The following is a 21,840-nucleotide window of genomic DNA, read 5'->3' as shown; positions in this document are numbered from 1 at the left end:
ATACGACCTAGGAGGGTAAAACGACACCGATGCGTCCCGAAACCTGTACTCAGGCAACAAATCAGCCGGCTATAAAGCTGCTGACAAACCTCACGTTCTGTTAACCATCCACACTGTTCGGCTTCACCAGATCGATGGACAACTTAAAAGAGAACCAATCCTTGAGGTCATATCAGGCAGTGATATGGGGCACTGAACCAGAGTCGATGGGCACTCGCACCACCTTTTTAGCGACTGACCTCGAAGACGCGAAGAGACAACTGGAGTCCGCGTATGGTGCTGGTTGCATCTACACTTTGCATAACGAAGATGATGCTGCAAAACCGCGATAGCATCGCCAAGCCGAACAAAACGGATGCAGGCAACGGCTCGTATGGCATCTGTCGTGTCATCGACGCTTCCCGCTCGCCGTCGCCTGATCCGGGACGTTCGGCCAAATAGCAAAACTAACGTCCATGACGCCGCGCCATATCTCCTGGGCACTCACCATTGTGGGGATCGGAGCGCTTGCTTGTTGGTGGCTGCTAGCCACATCGGAATACGTGATGTGGATCGGCATGGCGCTTTTTATGACGGCGATCATCATCGATGGCACATGGCCTCAAAATCGCACAAAAAGGTAGTGGTGCTTCAACCTCCCAACTCCAGCCGGACTCATGAGCAGCCAGACAACGAATACTTTCAACTTTGAAGTGCGACGACTGGCCTTGGCCGTGGCGGTTTAGGTGCTGGTGGAGCGGTAGAATCGAGGACGAGTTCGAGCAGGGGGACGAGAAGATTTAAGCGATGATTTCCTTCACCACATGCCCGTGCACGTCGGTGAGGCGGAAGTCGCGGCCGGCGTGGCGGAAGGTGAGCTTTTCGTGATCAAGGCCGAGCTGGTGGAGGATGGTGGCATGCAGGTCGTGCATGTGGACTTTGTCTTCGACGGCCATGTGGCCGATGTCGTCGGTGACGCCGTGGGCGAAGCCGGATTTGAAGCCGCCCCCGGCGACCCAGACGGTGAAGCCGAGGGGGTTGTGGTCGCGCCCGGTGCCGTTGTTCTGCGCGTAGGGGGTGCGTCCGAACTCGCCGCCCCACCAGACGATGGTGTCTTCGAGGAGGCCACGTTGCTTGAGGTCGGCGAGGAGGCCGGCGATGGGTTTATCGACGGCGGCGGCGTGGTCGCCGTGCTTGGGCAGGTTGGAGTGCTGATCCCAGGCGGGATTGTTGGAGTTGTCGCCATAATTGACCTGAATGTAGCGCACGCCCTGCTCGGCGAGACGGCGTGCCATGAGGCACTGGCGGCCGTAGTTGTCGGTGGGCTGTTCGTTGATGCCGTAGAGCTTGAGGGTGGCCTCGGATTCGTCCGAGATGTCCATCGCGCCGGGTGCGTTGGTCTGCATGCGTGCGGCCAGTTCGTAGCTGCGGATGACGGCGTCGATCTCAGTGTCGCCGGGCATGGCTTTGGCGGCCTGCTCGGCATTGAGGGCGCTGAGCAGGCTGAACTGCTTGCGCTGCTGCTCGGGAGTCCAGATCGTGTTGGCGATGTTTTTGATGGTGGATTCTTTGGCCGGCTGGCCGCTGCGGCCGACGGGTGTGCCCTGAAACACGGCGGGGAGGAAGCTGTTGCCGTAATTGCGCGGGCCGCCGTTGCCCAGGCTGGGGCTGATGGTGACAAAGCCGGGCAGGTTTTCATTTTCCGCGCCCAGGCCGTACATCACCCAGGAACCCATGCTGGGGCGGATGAAGCTGGTGGTGCCGGTGTGGAGGAAGAGCGTGGCTGGGCCGTGGGCGACGCCTTCGGTGTGCATGCCATGCAGGAAGCAGAGGTCGTCGATGTGGTGGTTGATGTGGGGGAAGAGATTCGAGGCCCAGTGGCCGGTCTCGCCGTGCTGCTGGAAGTCCCACAGGGGCTTCATGACGCGCTGGGGCGCACCTTTGCCGGTCTTCGCCACAATGCGGGAGTCGGCCACGTCGATGAGCTTGCCATCGTCTTTGAGCAGGCGGGGCTTGTAGTCGTAGGAATCGACATGGCTGACGCCGCCCTGCATGAAGAGGAAAATGACGCGTTTGGCCTTGGGCTGATGATGCGGCCGCCGGATGGTGAGAGGATTGGCCAAAGCCGCCTGGCTCTGCGCCATGGCCTGCCAGGCAAGATAGCCGAAGCCGCAGCCAGTGGTCTGCAAGAAGTCGCGTCGGGTGGAAAGCATGGGGCTTTAACGTGGGCGGGAGTGTGGTTTTGCCGGGAGTGGCAAAAAAAGTCCCATGCGACCCGGAGGGTGGCATGGGACGGGGGAAGAGGTCAAGGGATAGTCAAGAGTCGTCAAGACGGCACCTGCTTGACCTCTTGGCCATGCTTTGACAGGCGAAGCCTTGACCGCGAAGCGCTTACTTCAGCATGTCAGCCACGAAAGAGCGTTCATCGACGAGTTCCTTGTTGGTGGCGGCGATTTTGGACTTGGCGAAGTCGTCCATTTCGTAGCTGGTGATGACTTCGTAGCTGCCAGGAGTCGTGGTGCGCACGGGCATGCCGGCCCAGACTTCGGGATCGAAGCCGTAGAGGCCGTTGCTTTTCACGGCGATGGAATGGATCGCGCCGGGAGTGACGAGAGAGCGGACGTGATCGACGAGGGCGTTCGCGGCGGAGGCGGCGGAGGAAGCGCCACGGGCGGCGATGATGGCAGCGCCGCGTTTGCCGACGGTTTCGCAGAACGGACCTTCCAACCAAGCCTGGTCATTGATGACGGCTGCCGCTGCTTTACCGCCGATGGTGGCGTGGGCGAAGGCGGGGAACATCGTGGGGCTATGGTTGCCGTAGATGAAGATGTTTTCGACGGTGGTGAGGTCCACGCCGGCCTTTTTGGCGAGCTGGGTCTGGGCGCGGTTTTGATCGAGGCGCACCATCGCGGTGAAGCGGTCGGGCGTGAGGCGCTTGGCCTGCGAGGCGGCGATCATGCAGTTTGTGTTGGCCGGATTGCCAACGACAGCGACGCGAGCGTCAGCAGCGGCCACGGCGTCGATGATTTTGCCCTGTTCGATGAAGATCTTGCCGTTGTCCTTGAGCAGGTCGGCACGTTCCATGCCTGGACCACGCGGCTTGGCGCCGACGAGGAGGATCCAGTTGGCGTCTTTGAAGCCGACGGCGGGATCGCTGGTCTGCACGATGCCTTTGAGCAGAGGGAAGGCGCAGTCATCGAGTTCCATGGCGACACCTGCAAGGGCTGCCAGCGGCTTTTCAAACGGCGCTTCGATGAGCTGGAGGATCACCGGCTGATCCGGGCCGAACATCGTGCCAGAGGCGATGCGAAAGAGGAGGGAGTAACCGATTTGACCGGCTGCGCCGGTGACTGCGACTTTGATGGGGGCTTTGGCCATGGATGGGAGGGGAATGGAGCGTGCATCAGAGCAAGATGCGCGGGCAGGGCAACTGCCGGGTCGAGATTCGTGGCAGAAAATGCTTGGGCGCTGGGCAGAGTCCTGTTATAAAGTCGATTTTCCAAAACCTTGATGCTTCCGCAGCCTTTCCCGAAACGCCCTGATGCCAAGTCCCTGCGCCGCCTGACGAGCTGTGGATTTTTTGTGTACCTGATGCTCACGCATGGGGCTGGGATGGTCTTGGCGGCTCCGCCGGAATCCGTGACTTCATTAGCCCAGGCTGAAGCGCGTCGCCGTGCCGTGCTGGTCAACAAGGCGGGTGACGAAATCGAGCGTGGCTACCATTTGATCGACGAGCGGAAGGCGGAAGAGGCCCTGGCGGTGTTTTCCGCCGCGTACGAGGCTCTGCCGAACATCCCGCTCGCTCAGGAGCACCGGCTTGCGGCTCGAAATGGTTATGTGGTGGCTGGATGCCTGCATGCCCAGGAACTGGCGGCCCAAGGGGATCTTGAGGCGGCCAACAAGCTGCTCGACACGTTGTTGTCACCCGAGGTCGCGCCAAATGATGCGCGCGTGCTGGCGTTGCAAAAACGCCTTGGTGATCCTGACCGTTTTCCGCCTGCGCTCACAGCGAAGCATGTGGGCAGTGTGCAGGCCGTCAAGGCGCTGCTGATCAAGGCGAACTCGTTCATCGAAATTGGTGATCCAGACAAGGCGATCCTCACCTATCAGGAGGTGTTGCGGATTGATCCTACCAACAGCACAGCGCGGCGCGGCATGGAGCGTGCCGAGCAGGAGAAGCAACGTTACTACAAGGCTGCCTACGATCACCAGCGCTCCAAGATGCTCGGCGAGGTGGACAAATCGTGGGAGGAGCAGGTGCCGTTGTCGTCCCTGGACGTCAGCGCGATGTTTGGTGCCAGCACCGAGTCCCGTGGCTACACGCAGAGCGGGCGTGAGTCGATCACGCAGAAGCTGCGCACCCTCATTTTCCCACAGGTGGATTTCGCCGGGGCCACCCTGGATGAGGTGGCCGAGCTGTTGCGCGTGCGCAGCAGTGATCTCGATCCGCAGGGCAAGGGAGTCAGCTTTGTCATGAACGTGCCGCCAGAATCGCGCGACAAGCCGATCACCCTGAATCTTTCCAACGTGCCCATGGAGGAGGTGCTGCGCTATGTGAGCGAAATGAGCGGGGTGACTTACAAGGTCGATGACCACGCCGTGATCTTTGTCTCCCTCAGCGAGCGCGGCAGTGCCGTCACGACGCGCACCTTCCGCGTGCCACCGGATTTCATCCAAAACTCACCGGCGGGTGATCCCGCCGCAACCGCGCCGGCGGATCCGTTCGGTGCCCAGGCTCCTGGGGGAGGTGGAGGACTTATCATTCGCAGGATGGGGGCCAAGGAGTTTCTCGAAGCACGGGGTGTGGCTTTCCCGGAGGGGACCAGCGCCAGCTTCAACAACGCCACCAGCATGCTGACGGTGCGCAATACGTTGCAAAACATGGACATGGTCGAATTACTGGTGGAACAGGCGACCAAGTCCGCGCCCAAACTGGCGGTGATCACGGTGCGCATGCTTGAGGTGAACCAGACGAATCTGGAAGAACTTGGCTTCGACTGGCTGCTGGGAGGAGCGGGGATGAATGGGAACAATGTTTTTGTTGGAGGCGGCAATGTGGGCAATGGCAATGGCTTTAATGCGGCCAGCTATCCGTTTTCCACGCCTTACACCACGCCTGCTCTGTTTACCGGGACTCCGCCAGTATTGGTTTTTCCTGCTATTCCTACCAATGGGGCGCTTGCGGGGCCGCTTCCATCGGGAACCATAGCTCCCTTCCCCTACGGCGGCGGCCCCATCACTTCAGGTCTCAGATCCGGCACTTATGCGGCAGGCGCGAGTTCACTCGACAGCTTGCTGCGCACTGGTTCGCCTTTGGGAAATCAGAGCGTGGCTCCTGGCATATTGTCGCTGGCGGGTGTGTTTACCGATCCGCAGTTTCAGTCGGTTTTGCGCGGCCTCTCGCAAAAAAAGGGAATTGATGTCAACGCCTCTCCCAGTGTGACCACCAAGAACGGTCTCAAAGCCACGGTGGAGATCACACGCGAGATAATTTACCCGACAGAGTTCGATCCGCCGCAGCTCCCTCAGGGACAGCCAGCAGTGCAGATCATTGCCGCAGGAGCCACGGCTGAGAAGATGATCGCCACACCGACGACGCCCACAGCCTTTGAAATGCGAAAAACAGGCGTCATGTTGGAAGTCGAGCCGGTGATTTCCGAGGATGGTCGCAGTGTGGAGCTTACCATCGCGCCAGAATTGACCGAGTTTGAAGGGTTTGTGAATTATGGTTCGCCGATTTTTTCGCCTGCCAGTCAAAGTGTGCTCCCGATTCAATTGACCGCCGGGATTCCTCCAGGAAACACATCATACATTCCCATAAGCCAGCCAGAGCAGCTAATCACGCCCAATATGATCTTGCAGCCCGTCTTCAAAACCCAGAAAGTCTCCACAGGTGTCAAGATCTGGGATGGTGCGACAGTGGTGTTGGGAGGTGCCAAGATTCAGAGGCGCACGCTCGTGGAGGACAAATTGCCCATTCTTGGCGATCTTCCCTTTGTAGGAAGGTTTTTCCAAAGCAGCGTCAATCAGACGGAGACGAAGAACATCATCATTTTTGTCACGGTGGATGTGGTGGACCCTTCGGGTCAGAAGATCAATCGTGACACGGCGGCGGTGAGCCGGTAAGAGCGTATCACCGAAGGCTGTGAAGGATCTCAGAGAGCCGCAATCTTTCCAGCCAGCTCAACATCCAGCTTGGTCAGCCCGCCGGCGCTGTGGGTCGTCAAACGAACGCTGACCTTGCGCCAGCGTACCAGCAGGTCGGGATGATGGTTCATCTCCTCCGCGAGGCGGGCGACTTGACGTACAAATTCAATGCCGGCCAGATAACTGGCAAATTGGAATTCCTTCGTCAGTTCCCGGCCTTCCACCTGCCAGCCCGGCAGGGCTATGAGCGCTTGCTGGACGGCTGCTTCATTCAAAAGCTCCGGCTTCATGGCTGGCAGCATCAGGCATTCGGAACCCTGCTGCAAGCATCGGAATTGCATTCTTGTTGCCACTGGACTAGATACACCGCCCCCTTCCAAGCCCCCGAATGTCCATCGCCAACACCCGCAACTTCTCCATCATCGCCCACATCGACCACGGGAAGACCACGCTCTCCGACCGCCTGCTGGAATTCACCAACACCATCACGGTGCGCCAGCAGCAGGACCAGTTGCTCGATTCCATGGACCTGGAGCGTGAACGCGGCATCACCATCAAGGCGCATCCGGTCACGATGAATTACAAGGCCAGGGACGGCCAGATGTACAAGCTCAACCTGCTCGACACCCCTGGCCACGTCGATTTCAGCTACGAAGTCAGCCGTTCGCTCGCTGCGTGTGAAGGGGCGTTGCTCCTCGTCGATGCCTCGCAGGGTGTGGAGGCGCAAACCGTCGCCAATCTCAATCTGGCGCTCGCCCAGAACCTCCATGTCATCCCCATCATCAACAAGATCGATCTCCCCAGCGCGGACATCGACAAGGTGAAACGCCAGCTTGAGGACATCCTCCAGCTTTCCGCCGATGAAGCCGTGCCGGCGAGCGCGAAGATGGGCATCGGCATCCAGGACATTCTCGAAGCGGTGATCGCCCATATTCCGCCGCCCACCGATCCCGGCGACGGCTACCTGCGTGCCACCGTGTTTGATTCGGTCTTCGACGCCTACCGTGGCGTCGTCAGCTATGTGCGTGTCGTCTCCGGCACCATCACGCGCGGCCAGAAAGTGCGCCTGATGTTCTCTGGCAATGATTCCGAGATCAAGGATGTCGGAATCTTCCGCCCGAAGATGACGAGTTGTGAGAAGCTCGAGGCCGGTGATGTCGGCTACATCATTGCCAACGTGAAGACGACCGCCGATGTGAAGATCGGCGACACCTTGACTGAATCGCGTCATCCCTCCCCGCTCCCGCTGCCGGGCTTCAAGGAAATCCACCCGCTGGTGTTCAGCGGCATCTATCCGGTCAGTACGGATGATTTCGAATCGCTCAAGGCCGCCGTGGGCAAGCTCCAGATCAACGACTCCGCCTTCAGCTTCATGGCGGAAAGCTCCGCTGCGCTCGGCTTCGGCTTCCGCTGCGGCTTCCTCGGCCTGCTGCACATGGAGATCGTGCAGGAGCGTCTGCGCCGCGAATTCCAGATGGATGTCATCTCCACCTATCCCTCCGTCATTTACGAAGTGCGCAAAACTGACGGCACTGAGATGATGGTCGATAATCCCAGCTTTCTGCCGGCCGCCAACGAGATCGACGAGATCCGCGAACCCATCGTCAAGGTGTTCATCATGATCCCAAATGAGTACATCGGCGACATCATGCAGCTCGTCATGGACAAGCGCGGCACCGTCGATACCACCGAGACCCTCGATGACCGCCGCGTCATGCTGCACACCGTCCTCCCGCTCAATGAGATCCTCGTGGACTTCAATGACAAGCTCAAGTCCATCACCCGTGGCTACGGCAGCATGGATTACGAGCACGCCGGCTACAAGGCTGACGACCTCGTGAAGATGGACATCCTCATCGCAGGCGATCCCGTTGATGCCTTCTCCTGCATCGTGCATCGCGGCAAGGCCGAAAGCCGGGGCCGCCAGCTCTGCACCAAGCTCAAGGAAGTCATCCCGCAGCAGCTCTTCGTCGTCGCCATCCAGGCCGCCATCGGCGGCAAGTTCATCGCCCGCGAATCCATCAGCGCCCTGCGCAAAGACGTGACCGCCAAGTGCTACGGCGGTGACATCTCCCGCAAACGCAAGCTCCTCGAGAAACAGAAGGAAGGGAAGAAGCGCATGAAGGCCATTGGCCGCGTGAACATCCCGCAGGAGGCGTTCATTGAGGTGCTGAAGAACAACTGAGCGATCACGCTGCCTTTGACGTGGGAAAACGGCGAAACGCGACACAGGATCAATTGTGATCGAGGGGGGCAACCATGGGTGGGTAGGCACTGGCGCCGTGACATCTGGTCGTGGCGTTCAAGGGCAGAGCCTAGATAGCGGACGCAGGCATCATTAGAAAATACCCATTGACGCATTTTCCCAATTTCCATTTAATCGCCCTTGATGAATCTCTCGGTTTCCATGTTCGGCGGCTGGACGACTGGGTGGCCCAGTTCGGCGGAACGTGACGTCGGTCTCATCCTCCTTCGGCGGAGAGGAAGCTGTGGCACGGAGCGTGCCTCCCTGTTTCCAGCAGTCCGTCGAAGCGCTTGTGACAAAATCTGGCTCTACGGATATTCAGACATTGAACAGTCGGTCACATAGCCCGAAATGAAAACGCAAGCACCTAATCGTTCCCCAGAGAGGAAGAAGACATTCTTCGCCCTGCTGGCTCTAGTCATGACGGCTGGTATTGCGGGGGTCTGGTGGACCGCAACCATTGAAGCGCCTTCCGCAGGCATGAAGCTGCAAAGCCTCAAGGCGGTGGATACTCCAGCACAAACCTCAAATAGCACGCTTGCCGCATCTGGCGGTGGTGCTTTGAGGCCAAGCTACGAAATCTCGACTGGAGGCACGAAACGCCATCTCACACTCGTGGCGGATGAGATAGCCGTTAAACAACCCGATGGCCGCCGGACGATCACGAAGTTCTCGGGCACCGATCTTGCCACGGAGGCGAAATCTGTGCGTTCACGCTCGGCACCGGCTTCGGAAGTCGAACTCGTGCTCACAGAGAAGGATGGCGGCCCAAAAGCACACCGTGGTGCGGAGAAGGTGCGGCATTATGTCACGCGCCAGGTGCTGGTGAAGCTCAAGGACGGTGCCACGGGCGAAACGGTGGCAAAAAGCGCGGACGTAAAGATTGCCAGCCAGCCCGGTTATGCGCCGGGTTATGTGATCCTCGACGCCACGACCTCCGAGGGCGCACTGGTGGCGATGGAGATTCTGCGAGCGCAGCCGGATGTCGAAAGCGCCGAGGTTCTGCTGGCCACGCAGAAGGCGAAGAAATTCACGCCGAATGATCCGCTCTTCTCCGAGCAGTGGCACCATCGGAACACGACTCAACTTGGCGGCGCGCTGTGGATTGACACGAACATTACCACCGCATGGGACAGCTACAAAGGCACGGGCATCACCATTGGCATCGTCGATGACGGTGTGGAGCACACGCACCCGGATATTCAGCCGAATTACAACACGGCGATCGATTTCGATTTCAACAGCAACGACGCTGATCCCGCTCCTGTTGATCTCGTGGCTGACTCGCATGGCACGGCTTGTGCCGGTGTCGCTGCTGCGCGCGGGAACAACGGCATCGGTGTCTCCGGTGCGGCACCAGAAGCCACGCTGGCCGGCTTCCGGCTCATTGCCGCGGCCAATACCGATCAAAACGAAGCGGATGCCTTCCTCCTCAACAATGATGTCATTCATGTGAAGAGCAATTCGTGGGGCTGGCCTGACGGCAGCGGTTACGGCGGCCCTGGCGCATTGGCCACGGCGGCACTGGAGACCGGCATCACCAGCGGGCGTGGTGGGAAGGGCGTGATCTACGTCTTTGCAGGTGGCAACGGCTTCTACGACGGGGATAACTCAAACATGGACGGCTATGCCGGTTCGCCCTATGTCATCGCAGTAGCCGCTGTGAATGATTTCGGCTTTCAGAGCTACTACAGTGAACTTGGGGCGAATCTTCTCATCTCAGCGCCTTCCAGCGGCGGCTTGCACAATGAGGGCATCCGCACCACTGACCTCACGGGTGAAGGAGGGGACAACAATACCACCGCTGGTACCAGTGATTTGGCGGATCGCAATTATACCAACCGCTTTAGCGGTACCTCTTCCGCCTGCCCGCTCGTCTCCGGCATCGTCGCGCTCATTCTCCAGGCGAATCCCAACCTCGGCTGGCGCGACGTGCAGGAGATCCTCATCCACACAGCACGGAAGAACCACCGCACCGACCCCGAATGGGCCACCAATGCCGCAGGACTTTCCTTCAATCACAAATACGGCGCTGGCATGATCGATGCCGCTGCCGCCGTCGCGCTGGCGCAGCAATGGACAAACCTGCCCGCGTTGTCCACGACACAGGTCTCGCAGACCGGCCTCGCCGTCGCCATTCCCGACAACAGTTCCACCGGAGTCACGCGCACGCTGAACTTCGCCACGGCGAACTTTCGTGTGGAGCATGTCACCGTCACCGTCAATGCCACGCACACGGCGCGGGGAGATCTGGAGGTGATCCTGACATCCCCCTCCGGCATGGTCAGCAAGCTGGCGAATGCCAGCAACGACGGCAGCGACAACCTCTCCTGGACTTACAGCTCCGTGCGGCACTGGGGTGAGACCGCTGCGGGAAACTGGACGGTGAAAGTAGCTGACCGAGTTCTCGCAGACGCTGGCACGCTCACTGCCGTCACCATCAAGCTGCTTGGCACGACGAATGCCGCCGCACGCATCGCCGGTGCCTCCGCTACCCTCAGCGCGGAAGGAAACCTGCCCGCCAACACCGCTGCCGATCCAGGGGAGGCCGTCACCTTCAGCCTCGGGCTGAAAAACATCGGCGCTGCGGCCACCAGCAGCCTCACTGCCACGCTCCAGGCCATCGGCGGCGTGCGCGAGCCTTCCGCGGCACAGAACTACGGTGCTCTGACGGCTGGCGGAGCCACGGTGACACGCACGTTTTCATTCAAACTCGACGGCGGCTGTGGCTCGTCGATACCGCTGTTACTGAAGCTCCAAGATGGTGCCACGGACCTCGGCTTCGCAAATATCAGCATCCCGCTGGGCACCTCGGCCTCAGCCACCTTCACCGGTGGTGCCATCACCGTCAATGACAACACTGTCGGATCGCCCTCGCCCTCGAATCTGGCCGTCTCCGGTCTCGTGGGGCGTGTGCAGGACATGACCGCGCAGATCAATGGTCTCACGCATACATACATTGACGATGTCGGTGCATTGCTGCACGGGCCAGACGCTTTGAAAATCCGCCTCTTTTGTGGCGGCCCCGAGGCTCCTGTCAGCGCCGTCAACATCACCTTCGATGACAATGCCGCCATCGTCTTTCCATTCTCAGGTGCCTTGCCCTCCGGCAGCTACAAGCCAGTCAACTATTACAGCTCTCGGGTTTTCACTGGCGATACCGCTGCCGAGGTGGCCTACACCATGAGCGAGTACCGCGGGGTGCCCGCCGACGGCACATGGAAGCTCTACATGCAGGACTTCGCCGCCGGTGATTCGGGTTCACTCACCAACTGGAAGCTCTTCTTCACCACCGTCACCTGCACGGACAATGTCATGCTCACGCAGGCCGCCCCCAGCGGTGGCGAGGCTGCGGGCAGCATCGCCGTGTCCGTCACGCGCACGGGTGGCAAGGAAGGCAGCGCCACCGTTAACTACGCCACCAGCAACGGCACCGCCATCGCTGGCAGCGACTACACCACCACCAGCGGCACGCTCACCTTCGCGGCAGGCGAACTGGTCAAGACTTTCTCTGTTCCTATTACCAACGACAGCATCAATGAAGGTGATGAAACCATCAATCTAACCTTGAGCTCACCCACTGGAGCCGCAGTTCTTGGGACGCAAACGACTGCGGCATTGACCCTCCTCGACGACCCGCCGCCGACGGTGACTGTTTCTCCCAATGGCACCACGACCAACAGTGCGCCTGTTTCCTTTACGCTGACCTTCGCCGAGGCGGTGACGGGCTTGACCACCAGCGGCATCTCCGTGACCAATGGCAGCAAGGGGGCACTGTCTGGCAGCGGCACCACCTACACTTTGCCCGTGACACCGGGCGGTCAAGGCGCGGTGACTTGCCAGGTCATTGCCGCAGCGGCGCAGGATTCCGCAGGCCACGACAACCTCGTCTCCAACACCGCCTCAGTGACCTATGACACCGTGGTTCCGAGCGTCGTTGTAACACCTGACGCCATCAGCACCAACAATACGCCGATTACATTCACGCTGACCTTCTCTGAATCTGTGACCGGACTCGCGGCAAGCAGCATTGCCGTGACAAACGGCACCACGGGCGCGCTGTCAGGCAGCGGCACCACTTACACCTTGCCAGTGACGCCCTCCGGCCAGGGGCCAGTGACCTGCCAAGTGACCGCCAATGCCGCCCAGGATGCCGCCTCGAACAACAACACTGCGTCGAACACCTCCTCGGTGAACTACGATACCGTGGCACCCACGGTGGCCGTGACACCTTCGGGCACGTCAACCAACAGTTCCCCCATCACCTTCACGTTCACCTTCTCCGAGGCGGTCACGGGACTGGCCACCAGCGGCATCACGGTCACCAACGGCACCCAAGGCGCACTCTCTGGCAGCGGGACGACTTACACGCTGCCGGTGACACCCTCCGCGCAAGGAGCAGTGACCTGCCAGGTCAACACCAGTGCCGCGCAGGATGCCGCCGCGAACCCAAACACGGCGTCCAACACCGCGTCAGTGACCTACGACTCGGTGGCGCCAACGGTGGTGGTGACGCCCAGCGGCACTTCGACCAGCGATTCGCCCATCACCTTCACGCTGACCTTCGCCGAGGCGGTGACCGGTCTGTCGGCAGATGCCATCGCGGTCGGCAATGGCACCAAGGGCGCGTTGTCTGGCAGCGGCACCACTTACACGCTGCCAGTGACGCCTGTCAGCCAGGGATCAGTGACGTGCCAAGTAACTGCGGCAGCAGCGCAGGATGCGACGGGCAACCCCAACACCGCCTCCAACACGGCGAGCGTGACCTATGCACTCAGCAGTCAGCAAAGCTGGCGGCAGACCTACTTCGGCACCACCACCAATACGGGCAACGCCGCCGACAGCGCCGACCCCGATGGCGACGGCGTGTCCAATCTGCTGGAGTGGGCCGGTGGCCTGAACCCGACTACGAGCAGCACCCTGCCGACCCCTGCCACGGTCAACGGGGCCAGCATCGAGTTCACCTACACCCGCAGCGTTGTTGCCGTGACTGCCAGAGCCGTCTTCACTGTGGAGTGGAGTGACACGCTGGCCAACGACTGGCAGACGACGGGTGTCAGTGAGTCGATCCTCTCCGACAACGGCACTGTGCAGCAAGTGAAGGCCACGCTGCCTGCTGGCAGCGCCGGCCACCGTTTTGTGCATCTGAAGGTGACGGCACCGCCTTAAAAGCGCATTCAAACTAGAGGAGAGAAGGCAAGAAAAGAAAGCCATAGGCCGCGTGAACATCCCGCCGGAAGCCTTCATTGAAGTCTTGAAGAACAACTGAGACTGCGTCAAGCCGACTGCTCCTGTGTCCCAAGCGTCATTTGCTACTTGCGTCGTGACTGCCACTGCTCCTGTTCAGTGATGTTTCGCTCTGATCTGACGGGTTTATTCTATCGCCTTTCAGGCAATTTTTGCTCGACACTCACGCTTGCATTTAACTATTCTGCGCACGCACCGATTAATTCCGAATTAATGCCGATACGTTTGCCGGATTGAGAAGAAGACAACGTGCTACATCCTAAGTTTTCAGTTCATCTCATGACCACGCTTTTTGTGCGGGCGCTTGTCCTGCTATTGCTCGTGTTGCCAGCGCAGAGTGCTCCGCTCTCTGGCACCAAGACCATCGGCCCCACTGGGGACTATGCCAGCATCGGCGCGGCCATCACGGATATACAGACGCAGACGCTTTCCGGTGCGCTCGTGCTGGAACTCCAGCCCAGCTACCTCAGTAGCGTCGAGACCTTCCCCGTCACCTTTACCAACCTTGGCACAACGGCGGCGAACACCGTCACGCTGCGTCCGCAAACCGGCGCAGTGGGCCTCGCCATCTCCAGCGCGAACACCACGGTGGCAACGGTGGATTTGAACGGGGCGCAGTTCCTCACCATTGACGGCCGACCTGGCGGGGCAGGGACGGCGTCGCAGTTGAACATCGCAAATACCAGTGCTTCAGGCAGAGCGCTACGCTTCATCAATGAGGCGAGCAACAACATCATCCGTTACATCGCGCTCAAAGGGGTGAACACCAGTGCCACCAGCGGCACCGTCGTCTTCAGCACCACCACAGGCACGAACGGCAACGACAACAACACCCTCGACCACTGCGACATCTGTGACGGCGCGAGCACCCCGGCCAACGGCCTCTACGCGCTTGGCACCATCACCACCACGGCGCAGAACAACAGCAGCAACACCGTCTCCAATTGCAACATCTTCAATTTCTACGCCACCACTGCGATCGACGCGGCGGGTGTGCGACTCGACAGCGGCAACACCGACTGGACATTCACAGGCAACAGCTTTTACCAAACCGCCAGCCGTGCGGCGGTGGGGGCATTTGTTCGGCCCATCTACCTCAATAATACCTCAGGTTACAACTTCACGGTGACGGGCAACTTCGTAGGAGGCAGAGCGCCCAACGCGGGCGGCGCGGCATGGGCGACGACCGGCACCTTGCAAAATTATCGTTTCGTCGGCATCCAGCTCAATGTCGGCACCACCACGCCGAGCAGTGTACAAGGCAACACCCTTCAAAACATGGTCTGGACGAGTGGCAGCGGCGTTACCACGCTGCCCGGGGTGTGGAGTGGAATTTATTTGCAAACGGGTGCTGTCAACCTCGGCACCGTGTCGGGCAACATCATCGGCAACGCTACAGGAACGGGATCGGTTTCTGTCACGACTTCGGGCGGCGGCGGCACAACATTCGGCATCGGCTCGGACAGCAGTGGTGCAGTCACCATCGCCAACAACACCGTGGGATCCATCACTGCAAACGGTTCCGCAGCCTCTGTTTCTGGCTCACTCGTCGGCATTCAAGTCACCTCTGGAGCGAACACCATTTCAGGCAATACTGTCGGCAGTACCATCACCGCCAACAGCCTCAACGCTGCCACCTTATCCACCGACACCACTTTCACCCAGCAAGTCACCGGCATTCTTAGCTCCAGCACGACCAGTGCGAGTATCGCGGACAACACAGTTGCCAATCTCAATAACAACTATAACCACACCCTTACTTCAGGCCAAATTCGAGGAATTGTCACTTCCTCGGGGGGGAACACTATCACTGGCAACATTGTCCGCAATCTCTCGACGACGAGCAGGAACGCGAACGCAGTCGCTGCACAATCGGTTTACGGCATCCTTCAGACCGCCACGACGGCGGGCCAAACTGTGTCCCAAAACATCGTGCATTCACTTGCCAACACGGCGGTCTCGGCGGCGGTCTCGGTGACCGGAATTTACTTCTCCGGTCCGACCAGCGGGACAAACGTCATCGCACGGAATTTGGTGCACAGCCTTGCTGTCTCATCCACCAGCACATCATCGGTGGTTAATGGAATGTACATCGGTGCTGGCATGTTCAACGCGCAGAACAACATGGTGCGCGTTGGCATCAATGCGGCCGGGGCCAGTACGGCGGGCGCATCCAACGTGCGTGGTATCTATGACAACGGCACGGATGCAGGCAGGAACTTCTACCACAACTCCGTCCATGTTGGTGGTGCGCAAAGCTCGGGCGCGACCAATACGCTCGCTTTCACCAGCTCTGGTTCGAGCAACGCCCGCGCCTTCCAGAACAATCTCTTTGTCAACGCTCGTAGCAACAGCAGCGGTACCGGCAAGCACTATGCCGTCAACTACGGCGGCACTATCGTTAACCCCACGGGGCTGACGGCTGGCGGCAACATCTTCTTTGTCAGCGGCACCGGCGGCGTGCTCGGCTTTTACAACAGCGCCGACCGCACCGCCCTCGCCGCGTGGCAGACCGCGACCGGGCAGGATGTGACGAGCGCGGTGGTGGACCCGCTGTTCGTCAATGCCACCGGGGATGCCACAGCGGTGGATATGCACTTGCAAGCGAGCAATCCGGCGGAGGGCAGCGGCCTGGTCATCGCGGCGGTCGCGGATGATTTCGATGGCCAGATACGCGGCAGTCTCACTCCCGCTGACATCGGAGCGGATGCCGGGAATTTTACCGTCAGCAGCGATGTCTTCGCGCCAGCCATCAGCTACCTGCCGCTGACCAGCGGTACGACGAGTAACCGCACACTGACGGGCTTTGCCACCATCACGGACAACGTCGGCGTGGCGGGTGGCGTGACCGCACCGCGGCTCTACTTCAAGAAGTCCACCGATGCCGATGTGTTTGGTGTGCCCAACGATTCGACAGGTAACGGCTGGAAGTATGTGACCGCCAGCAATGGCACCAGTCCGTTCAGCTTCACCATGGATTACTCGCTCATCAACGGCGGCAGCGTGAGCCTCGGGGATGTGATCCAATACTTCGTCGTCGCGCAGGACGCGACGAACAACCTCAGTTCCAGTCCCGCCGGTGCCGGAGCCGCCGCGACTCCGCCCGTGCAGAACGTCAACGCGCACGCCACCTTGAACAGCTACAGCATCATCGCCGCACCCATCGGCACCAAAACCATCGGTCCCACGGGGGACTACGCCACCATCAGCGCGGCGATCAGCGCGATTCAAGCCGTTGGTCTGTCCGGCGCGCTCACCTTGGAGTTGCAGGCGGCCTATGTCAGCACCGCCGAGACCTTCCCGCTCGTCTTCACCAATCTCGGCACCGCGGCGGGGAATACCATCACACTAAGACCCGAGCTTGGGGCAACGGGGCTGTCTATCTCCAGCGCGAACACCACCGCGGCCACGGTAGATTTGAATGGTGCCACCTTCCTCACCATTGACGGTCGGCCTGGCGGCATGGGGACGGTGTCGCAGTTGAGCATCTCTAACACCAGCACCTCCGGCAGGGCGCTGCGCTTCATCAACGAGGCCAGCAACAACACCGTCCGCTACACTACGCTCAGAGGCGTGAACACCAGCGGCACTAGCGGCGTGGTCGTTTTCAGCACCACCACGGGGGCGAACGGCAACGATAACAACACTCTCGACCACTGTGACATCAGCGATGGCGCGTCTTTGCCGGTCAACGGACTCTACACGTTGGGCACTACCACCACCACGGCGCAGAACAACAGTGGCAATACAGTCTCCAATTGTAACATCTTCAATTTTTACGCCGCCACCGCGAGTGATGCGGCTGGTGTGCGGCTCGACGATGGCAACACCGACTGGACGCTCACGGGCAACAGCTTTTATCAAACCGCCAGCCGCACGGTGGTGGGGGCATTTGTCCGGCCCATCTACCTCAACAGTACCTCTGGCAACAACTTTACAGTGACTGGTAACCTCATCGGCGGCAGCGCACCTAACGCAGGTGGTGCGGCATGGACGACGACCGGCACCTCGGCGGCGTATCGCTTCGTCGGCATCCAACTCAATGTCGGCACCACTACGCCGAGCAACGTGCAGGGCAACATCATTCAAAACATCGTCTGGACGAGTTCCGCCAATAACTCCACGCTGTCCGGGGTGTGGAGCGGGATTTATATACAGGCGGGTGCGGCGAGTCTCGGCACGGTGACGGGCAACACCATTGGCACCGGCACCGGAACGGGATCAATCACTGTCACCACTTCGGGAAATTTCGCCACTACCTTCGGTATCAGTTCGGGAAGCAGTAGCGCGGTCGCCATCGCAAACAACAGCATCGGCTCCATCTCGACCAACGGCACCGGTTCCACAATTTCTGTTTCGCTCGTCGGCATTCAGGTCACCGCCGGAGCGAACACTATCTCCGGCAACACCATCGGTAGCACGATCACCGCCAACAGCCTCAATGCCGCTACTTCGTCCACCTTGCTCGGACAGCAAGTCGCCGGCATTCTCAGTTCCAGCACGATCAGCGCGAGCATCACGGGTAACACGGTGGCCAATCTCAACAACAATTTCGCAGGCACCGCCAACGACGGTCAGATTCGCGGGATTGTCACTTCTGCCGGAGCGAACACCATCATCAGCAACACCGTCCGCAACCTTTCGACGACGAGCCAGAACGCGAACATCTATAATTCAGCGTCGGTGATCGGCATTTTTCAATTCTCTTCGTCGGCTGGTCAAACCGTCTCCCAAAACGTCGTGCATTCGCTCGCTAACACGGCAGCATCGGCGGGAGTCTGGGTGACGGGCATCTATTATACCGGAGCGACCAGCGGCACGAACGTGATCGCACGGAATTGGGTGCACAGCCTGGCGGTTTCATCCACCAGCGCATCGTCCAACTTGATAGGCATGCAATTCGACGCTGGATCTTTCACCGCACAGAACAACATGGTACGCGTGGGCATCAATGCAGTGGGGACGAGCACGGCGGGTGCTTCCAACGTGTACGGCATCTGGGACGGCGGTTCAGATGTGGGTCGGAACTTCTACCACAACTCAGGTTATATCGACGGCACACAGACATCGGGCACGGCCAGCACCTATGCTTTTATCAATTCAGGGGTGAACAATGCCCGTTCCTTCCAGAACAATATTTTCGTCAACGGACGTGGCAACAGCGGCGGCACGGGCAAGCATTACGCAGTACAATATGGCGGCACGACAGTGAACCCCACTGGCCTGACGGCTGGCGGCAATATCTACTTTGCCAGTGGCGCCGGCGGCGTGCTGGGCCGCTACAACAGCGCTGATCGCACCACTCTTGCACTATGGCGAACCGCGACCGGACAGGACGCCACAAGCGCGGCGGTGAACCCGCTGTTTGTCAACGCCACTGGCGATGCTACGGCGGTGGATCTGCACTTGCAGGCAAGCAATCCGGGGGAAAGCGGTGCATTACCCATCACGGCAGTCACGGATGATTTTGATGGCCAGACGCGTAGCGGTCTCACGCCCACTGACATCGGCGCGGACGCCGAAAACTTCACCTCGTCTTCCGGCGACATTTACGCGCCTGCCATCAGCTACCAGACACTGACCAGCGGCTCGACCGCGAATCGCACACTGACGGGCTTCGCCGTCATCGCGGACAATGTGGGTGTGGCGGGCGGCGCGAACGCACCGCGGCTCTACTACAAAAAGTCCACCGATGCCGAGGTGTTTGACGGCAACACCTCTGCCGCCAACGGCTGGAAGTATGTGGCCGCCAGCAACAGCACCAGTCCCTTCAGTTTTACAATTGATTACTCCCTCCTTTATAATGGCGTCGGCGGAAGCGGCAGCGCGACTCCTGGTGATACGATTCAATACTTCGTCGTCGCGCAAGACGCGGCGAACAATCTCGGGTCCAGCCCCGCCGGAACCGGAGCCGCCGCGAGTCCGCCTGTGCAGAACTTGAACGCCAAACCGAGTGCCGGCGTGAAGAGCTACAGCATCGTTCCCATCATTAGCGGCACAAAGACCGTGGGTGTTGGCGGTGACTATTCCAGCCTTGGTGGCGCAGGCGGATTGTTCGCGGCTATCAATGGTTCCGTGGTAACGGGCAACCTCGTCATCAACATCACCAGCGATTTGGCCGAGGACGGCAGCAACGGCTTGAACGAATTCAATGCCAACGAGTATCCGCCTAGCGCCGTCAGCGTCACGATTCAACCCGGCAGCGCCACGATGAAAACCATCTCGGGCACCTCGGCGAGCGGTTTGGTCCGGCTCAACGGAGCCGATCGAGTGATCATTGACGGACGCTACGGCGGTACAGGCCGGTATTTGACCTTCCGCAATTCGAGCACCAGCAGTTTCTCTAATACTATCCTTTTGATCAACGACGCGAGCAACAATACTGTACGCAGTTGCATCGTGGAAGGGGCGACATCGAGTTTCATCGGCGTCGTCGGCCTGAGTACTGGGGTGGTAACGGGTAATGACAACAATCTCATTACCGACAATCAAGTGCGCGACTTGAGTTCGGCAGCGGGTGTGCCGTTTTATTTGATTGGTTCCATTGGTAGTTCCCAGGCCATCGTGAACTCGGATAACACCATTTCGAACAATGAACTGTTTAACTTTAGTGGTGCTGGTGCTGTTATCGACTCCACAGGCAACGAGTCGTGGACGATCTCCGGAAACAACATTTATGAAATAAATCCTGCAACCTTCACCGTGTATGGCATTCGGATGAATGGCGTCGGTACCAACGTCATCACTGGCAACTACATCCACGACCTGCTAACAACCGGCAGTCAGAGCTACGGTATCACTTTCAGCGGCATCAGCACCACAACGGTCTCCCGCAATCGCATCACTAACTTTAGCGGGAGCGCTGGCACGACCAGCGTCTATGGCATCTACGCAAGTGGCGGCACTGGCTCGACGCTCAACGTGGTCAACAACCAAATCACCCTCGTCCCTGCCGCGACCATCAACCGGACCATCTACGGATTTCTCGACCAGGGATCTTCCGGCAGTGTGTGCTATGTGTTCTACAATTCCATCCTCATTGGTGGGATTTCCAGCGCCAATTTTACCTCTGGGGCAAGCCTGCGCTCTGGAGCCACGACACATGTAGCGCGTAACAACATCTTCTTCAACAGTCGAACCGGCGGCACCGGCAGCCATTTCGCTGCCGGCAGCGAAACCACGGGTGGCAGCTACATCGCGAACTACAACGTCTATTCCGGCACCGGCGCGACGCCTGCAAGCTTCATGGACTTCAGTGCCACCAGCGGCACGCCCGTGCCCGTGACCTTCGCGACTTGGCAAACCAGCACCGGCGGCGACGCCAACTCGCAAGCCAGCAACCCTGGCGGCAACTTTACCACCGCGATGTTCATGAACGTCGCTGCCGGTGACCTGCACCTCGTCCCCGGCGGCAACCCCTTGGTCAGCGCAACCGGCACGCCCGTGGCCGGTATCACGGACGACTATGATGGCGAGTCTCGTGATCTCATAGCGCCTGATATCGGCGCGGATGAGTTCGCCTCCAACAACGCCAATCTGAGCGCCCTGGACCTGAGCAGCGGCACGCTCACCCCTGTCTTTGCATCGTCCACGCTGACCTACACCGTCACTGTCGCCAACGCGGTCAGTTCGATCACAGTGACACCGACTGTGGCAGATGCCACCGCAGCGGTGAAGGTGAACAACATCGCAGTTGTTTCCGGCAGCGCCAGCGGTGCGATCAGCCTCGCGGTGGGAGTCAACAGCATTAGTGTCGTCGTCACAGCGCAGGATGGAGCCACCACATCCCCTTACACCGTCACTGTAACGCGTCAAAGCGCCACGGAAAGCTGGCGACAGACCTACTTCGGCAGCACGTCAAACAGTGGCAACGCCGCGGACAGTTTCGACTTCGACAAGGATGGACTCCCGAACCTAATCGAGTGGGCCTGCAACCTCAATCCCACCACCGCGAGCACCCTGCCCATCACCACGACGCGCAACGGCGCGGTGTTTGAGTTCGCCTACACCCGCAGCGTGGCTGCGCTGAATGCGGGCACGGCCTTCACCGTGGAATGGAGCGACGACCTTCCCGGCAGCAGTTGGAGCACCACTGGCGTGACCGAAAACATCCTCTCCGACAACGGCACCGTGCAGCAGGTGAAGGCCACGCTGCCCGCCGGCAGCACTGGTCATCGCTTTGTGCATCTGAAGGTGACGGCACCGCCGTGAGCACCGGCGTT

General features: G+C 59.8%; 9 protein-coding genes. 6 read left to right on the top strand and 3 right to left on the bottom strand.

The genetic code is table 11. The annotated features are described in order from the left end of the window. Window positions 1-309 precede the first annotated feature (309 nt). Window positions 310-441, top strand: a complete 132-nt coding sequence (locus U1A53_RS13655; RefSeq protein ID WP_322281720.1) for a hypothetical protein — start codon at window positions 310-312, stop codon at window positions 439-441. Window positions 442-455: 14 nt separating this feature from the next. Continuing rightward, window positions 456-623 (top strand): hypothetical protein, encoded by a 168-nt coding sequence (locus U1A53_RS13650; protein WP_322281718.1) that lies wholly within the window; start codon window positions 456-458, stop codon window positions 621-623. Between the two features lie 156 nt (window positions 624-779). On the opposite strand, the gene U1A53_RS13645 is transcribed toward U1A53_RS13650, so the two are convergent. Next, window positions 780-2,192, bottom strand: a complete 1,413-nt coding sequence (locus U1A53_RS13645) for a DUF1501 domain-containing protein (RefSeq protein WP_322281717.1) — start codon at window positions 2,190-2,192, stop codon at window positions 780-782. A gap of 178 nt (window positions 2,193-2,370) precedes the next feature. Next, window positions 2,371-3,357, bottom strand: coding sequence for a malate dehydrogenase (locus U1A53_RS13640; protein WP_322281715.1), 987 nt, complete (start codon window positions 3,355-3,357; stop codon window positions 2,371-2,373). 261 nt (window positions 3,358-3,618) lie between these two features. Between U1A53_RS13640 and U1A53_RS13635 the strand changes: the two genes are divergently transcribed. Next, entirely contained in the window at window positions 3,619-6,105 is a 2,487-nt protein-coding gene (locus U1A53_RS13635) for an Amuc_1098 family type IV pilus outer membrane protein (RefSeq protein WP_322281714.1), read from the top strand. Between the two features lie 29 nt (window positions 6,106-6,134). Here U1A53_RS13635 and U1A53_RS13630 read toward each other — a convergent pair whose 3' ends face one another. Beyond that, on the bottom strand, window positions 6,135-6,416 hold the full coding sequence (locus U1A53_RS13630) for a 4a-hydroxytetrahydrobiopterin dehydratase (protein WP_322281712.1): 282 nt from the start codon (window positions 6,414-6,416) through the stop codon (window positions 6,135-6,137). A gap of 98 nt (window positions 6,417-6,514) precedes the next feature. Between U1A53_RS13630 and lepA the strand changes: the two genes are divergently transcribed. The 3 genes from lepA (at window position 6,515) to U1A53_RS13615 (ending at window position 21,829) form a co-directional block, all read left to right on the top strand. Then, window positions 6,515-8,311, top strand: a complete 1,797-nt coding sequence (lepA, locus tag U1A53_RS13625; RefSeq protein WP_322281710.1) for a translation elongation factor 4 — start codon at window positions 6,515-6,517, stop codon at window positions 8,309-8,311. Window positions 8,312-8,722: 411 nt separating this feature from the next. After that, window positions 8,723-13,540, top strand: coding sequence for a S8 family serine peptidase (locus U1A53_RS13620; RefSeq protein ID WP_322281708.1), 4,818 nt, complete (start codon window positions 8,723-8,725; stop codon window positions 13,538-13,540). Between the two features lie 357 nt (window positions 13,541-13,897). After that, window positions 13,898-21,829, top strand: a complete 7,932-nt coding sequence (locus tag U1A53_RS13615) for a cadherin-like beta sandwich domain-containing protein (protein WP_322281706.1) — start codon at window positions 13,898-13,900, stop codon at window positions 21,827-21,829. Window positions 21,830-21,840: the final 11 nt, after the last annotated feature.

This window comes from Prosthecobacter sp., from assembly GCF_034366625.1.
Classification (GTDB): domain Bacteria; phylum Verrucomicrobiota; class Verrucomicrobiia; order Verrucomicrobiales; family Verrucomicrobiaceae; genus Prosthecobacter.
Note: the sequence above shows the minus strand (reverse complement) of the source record. Positions and strands in the feature narration are given on the sequence as shown.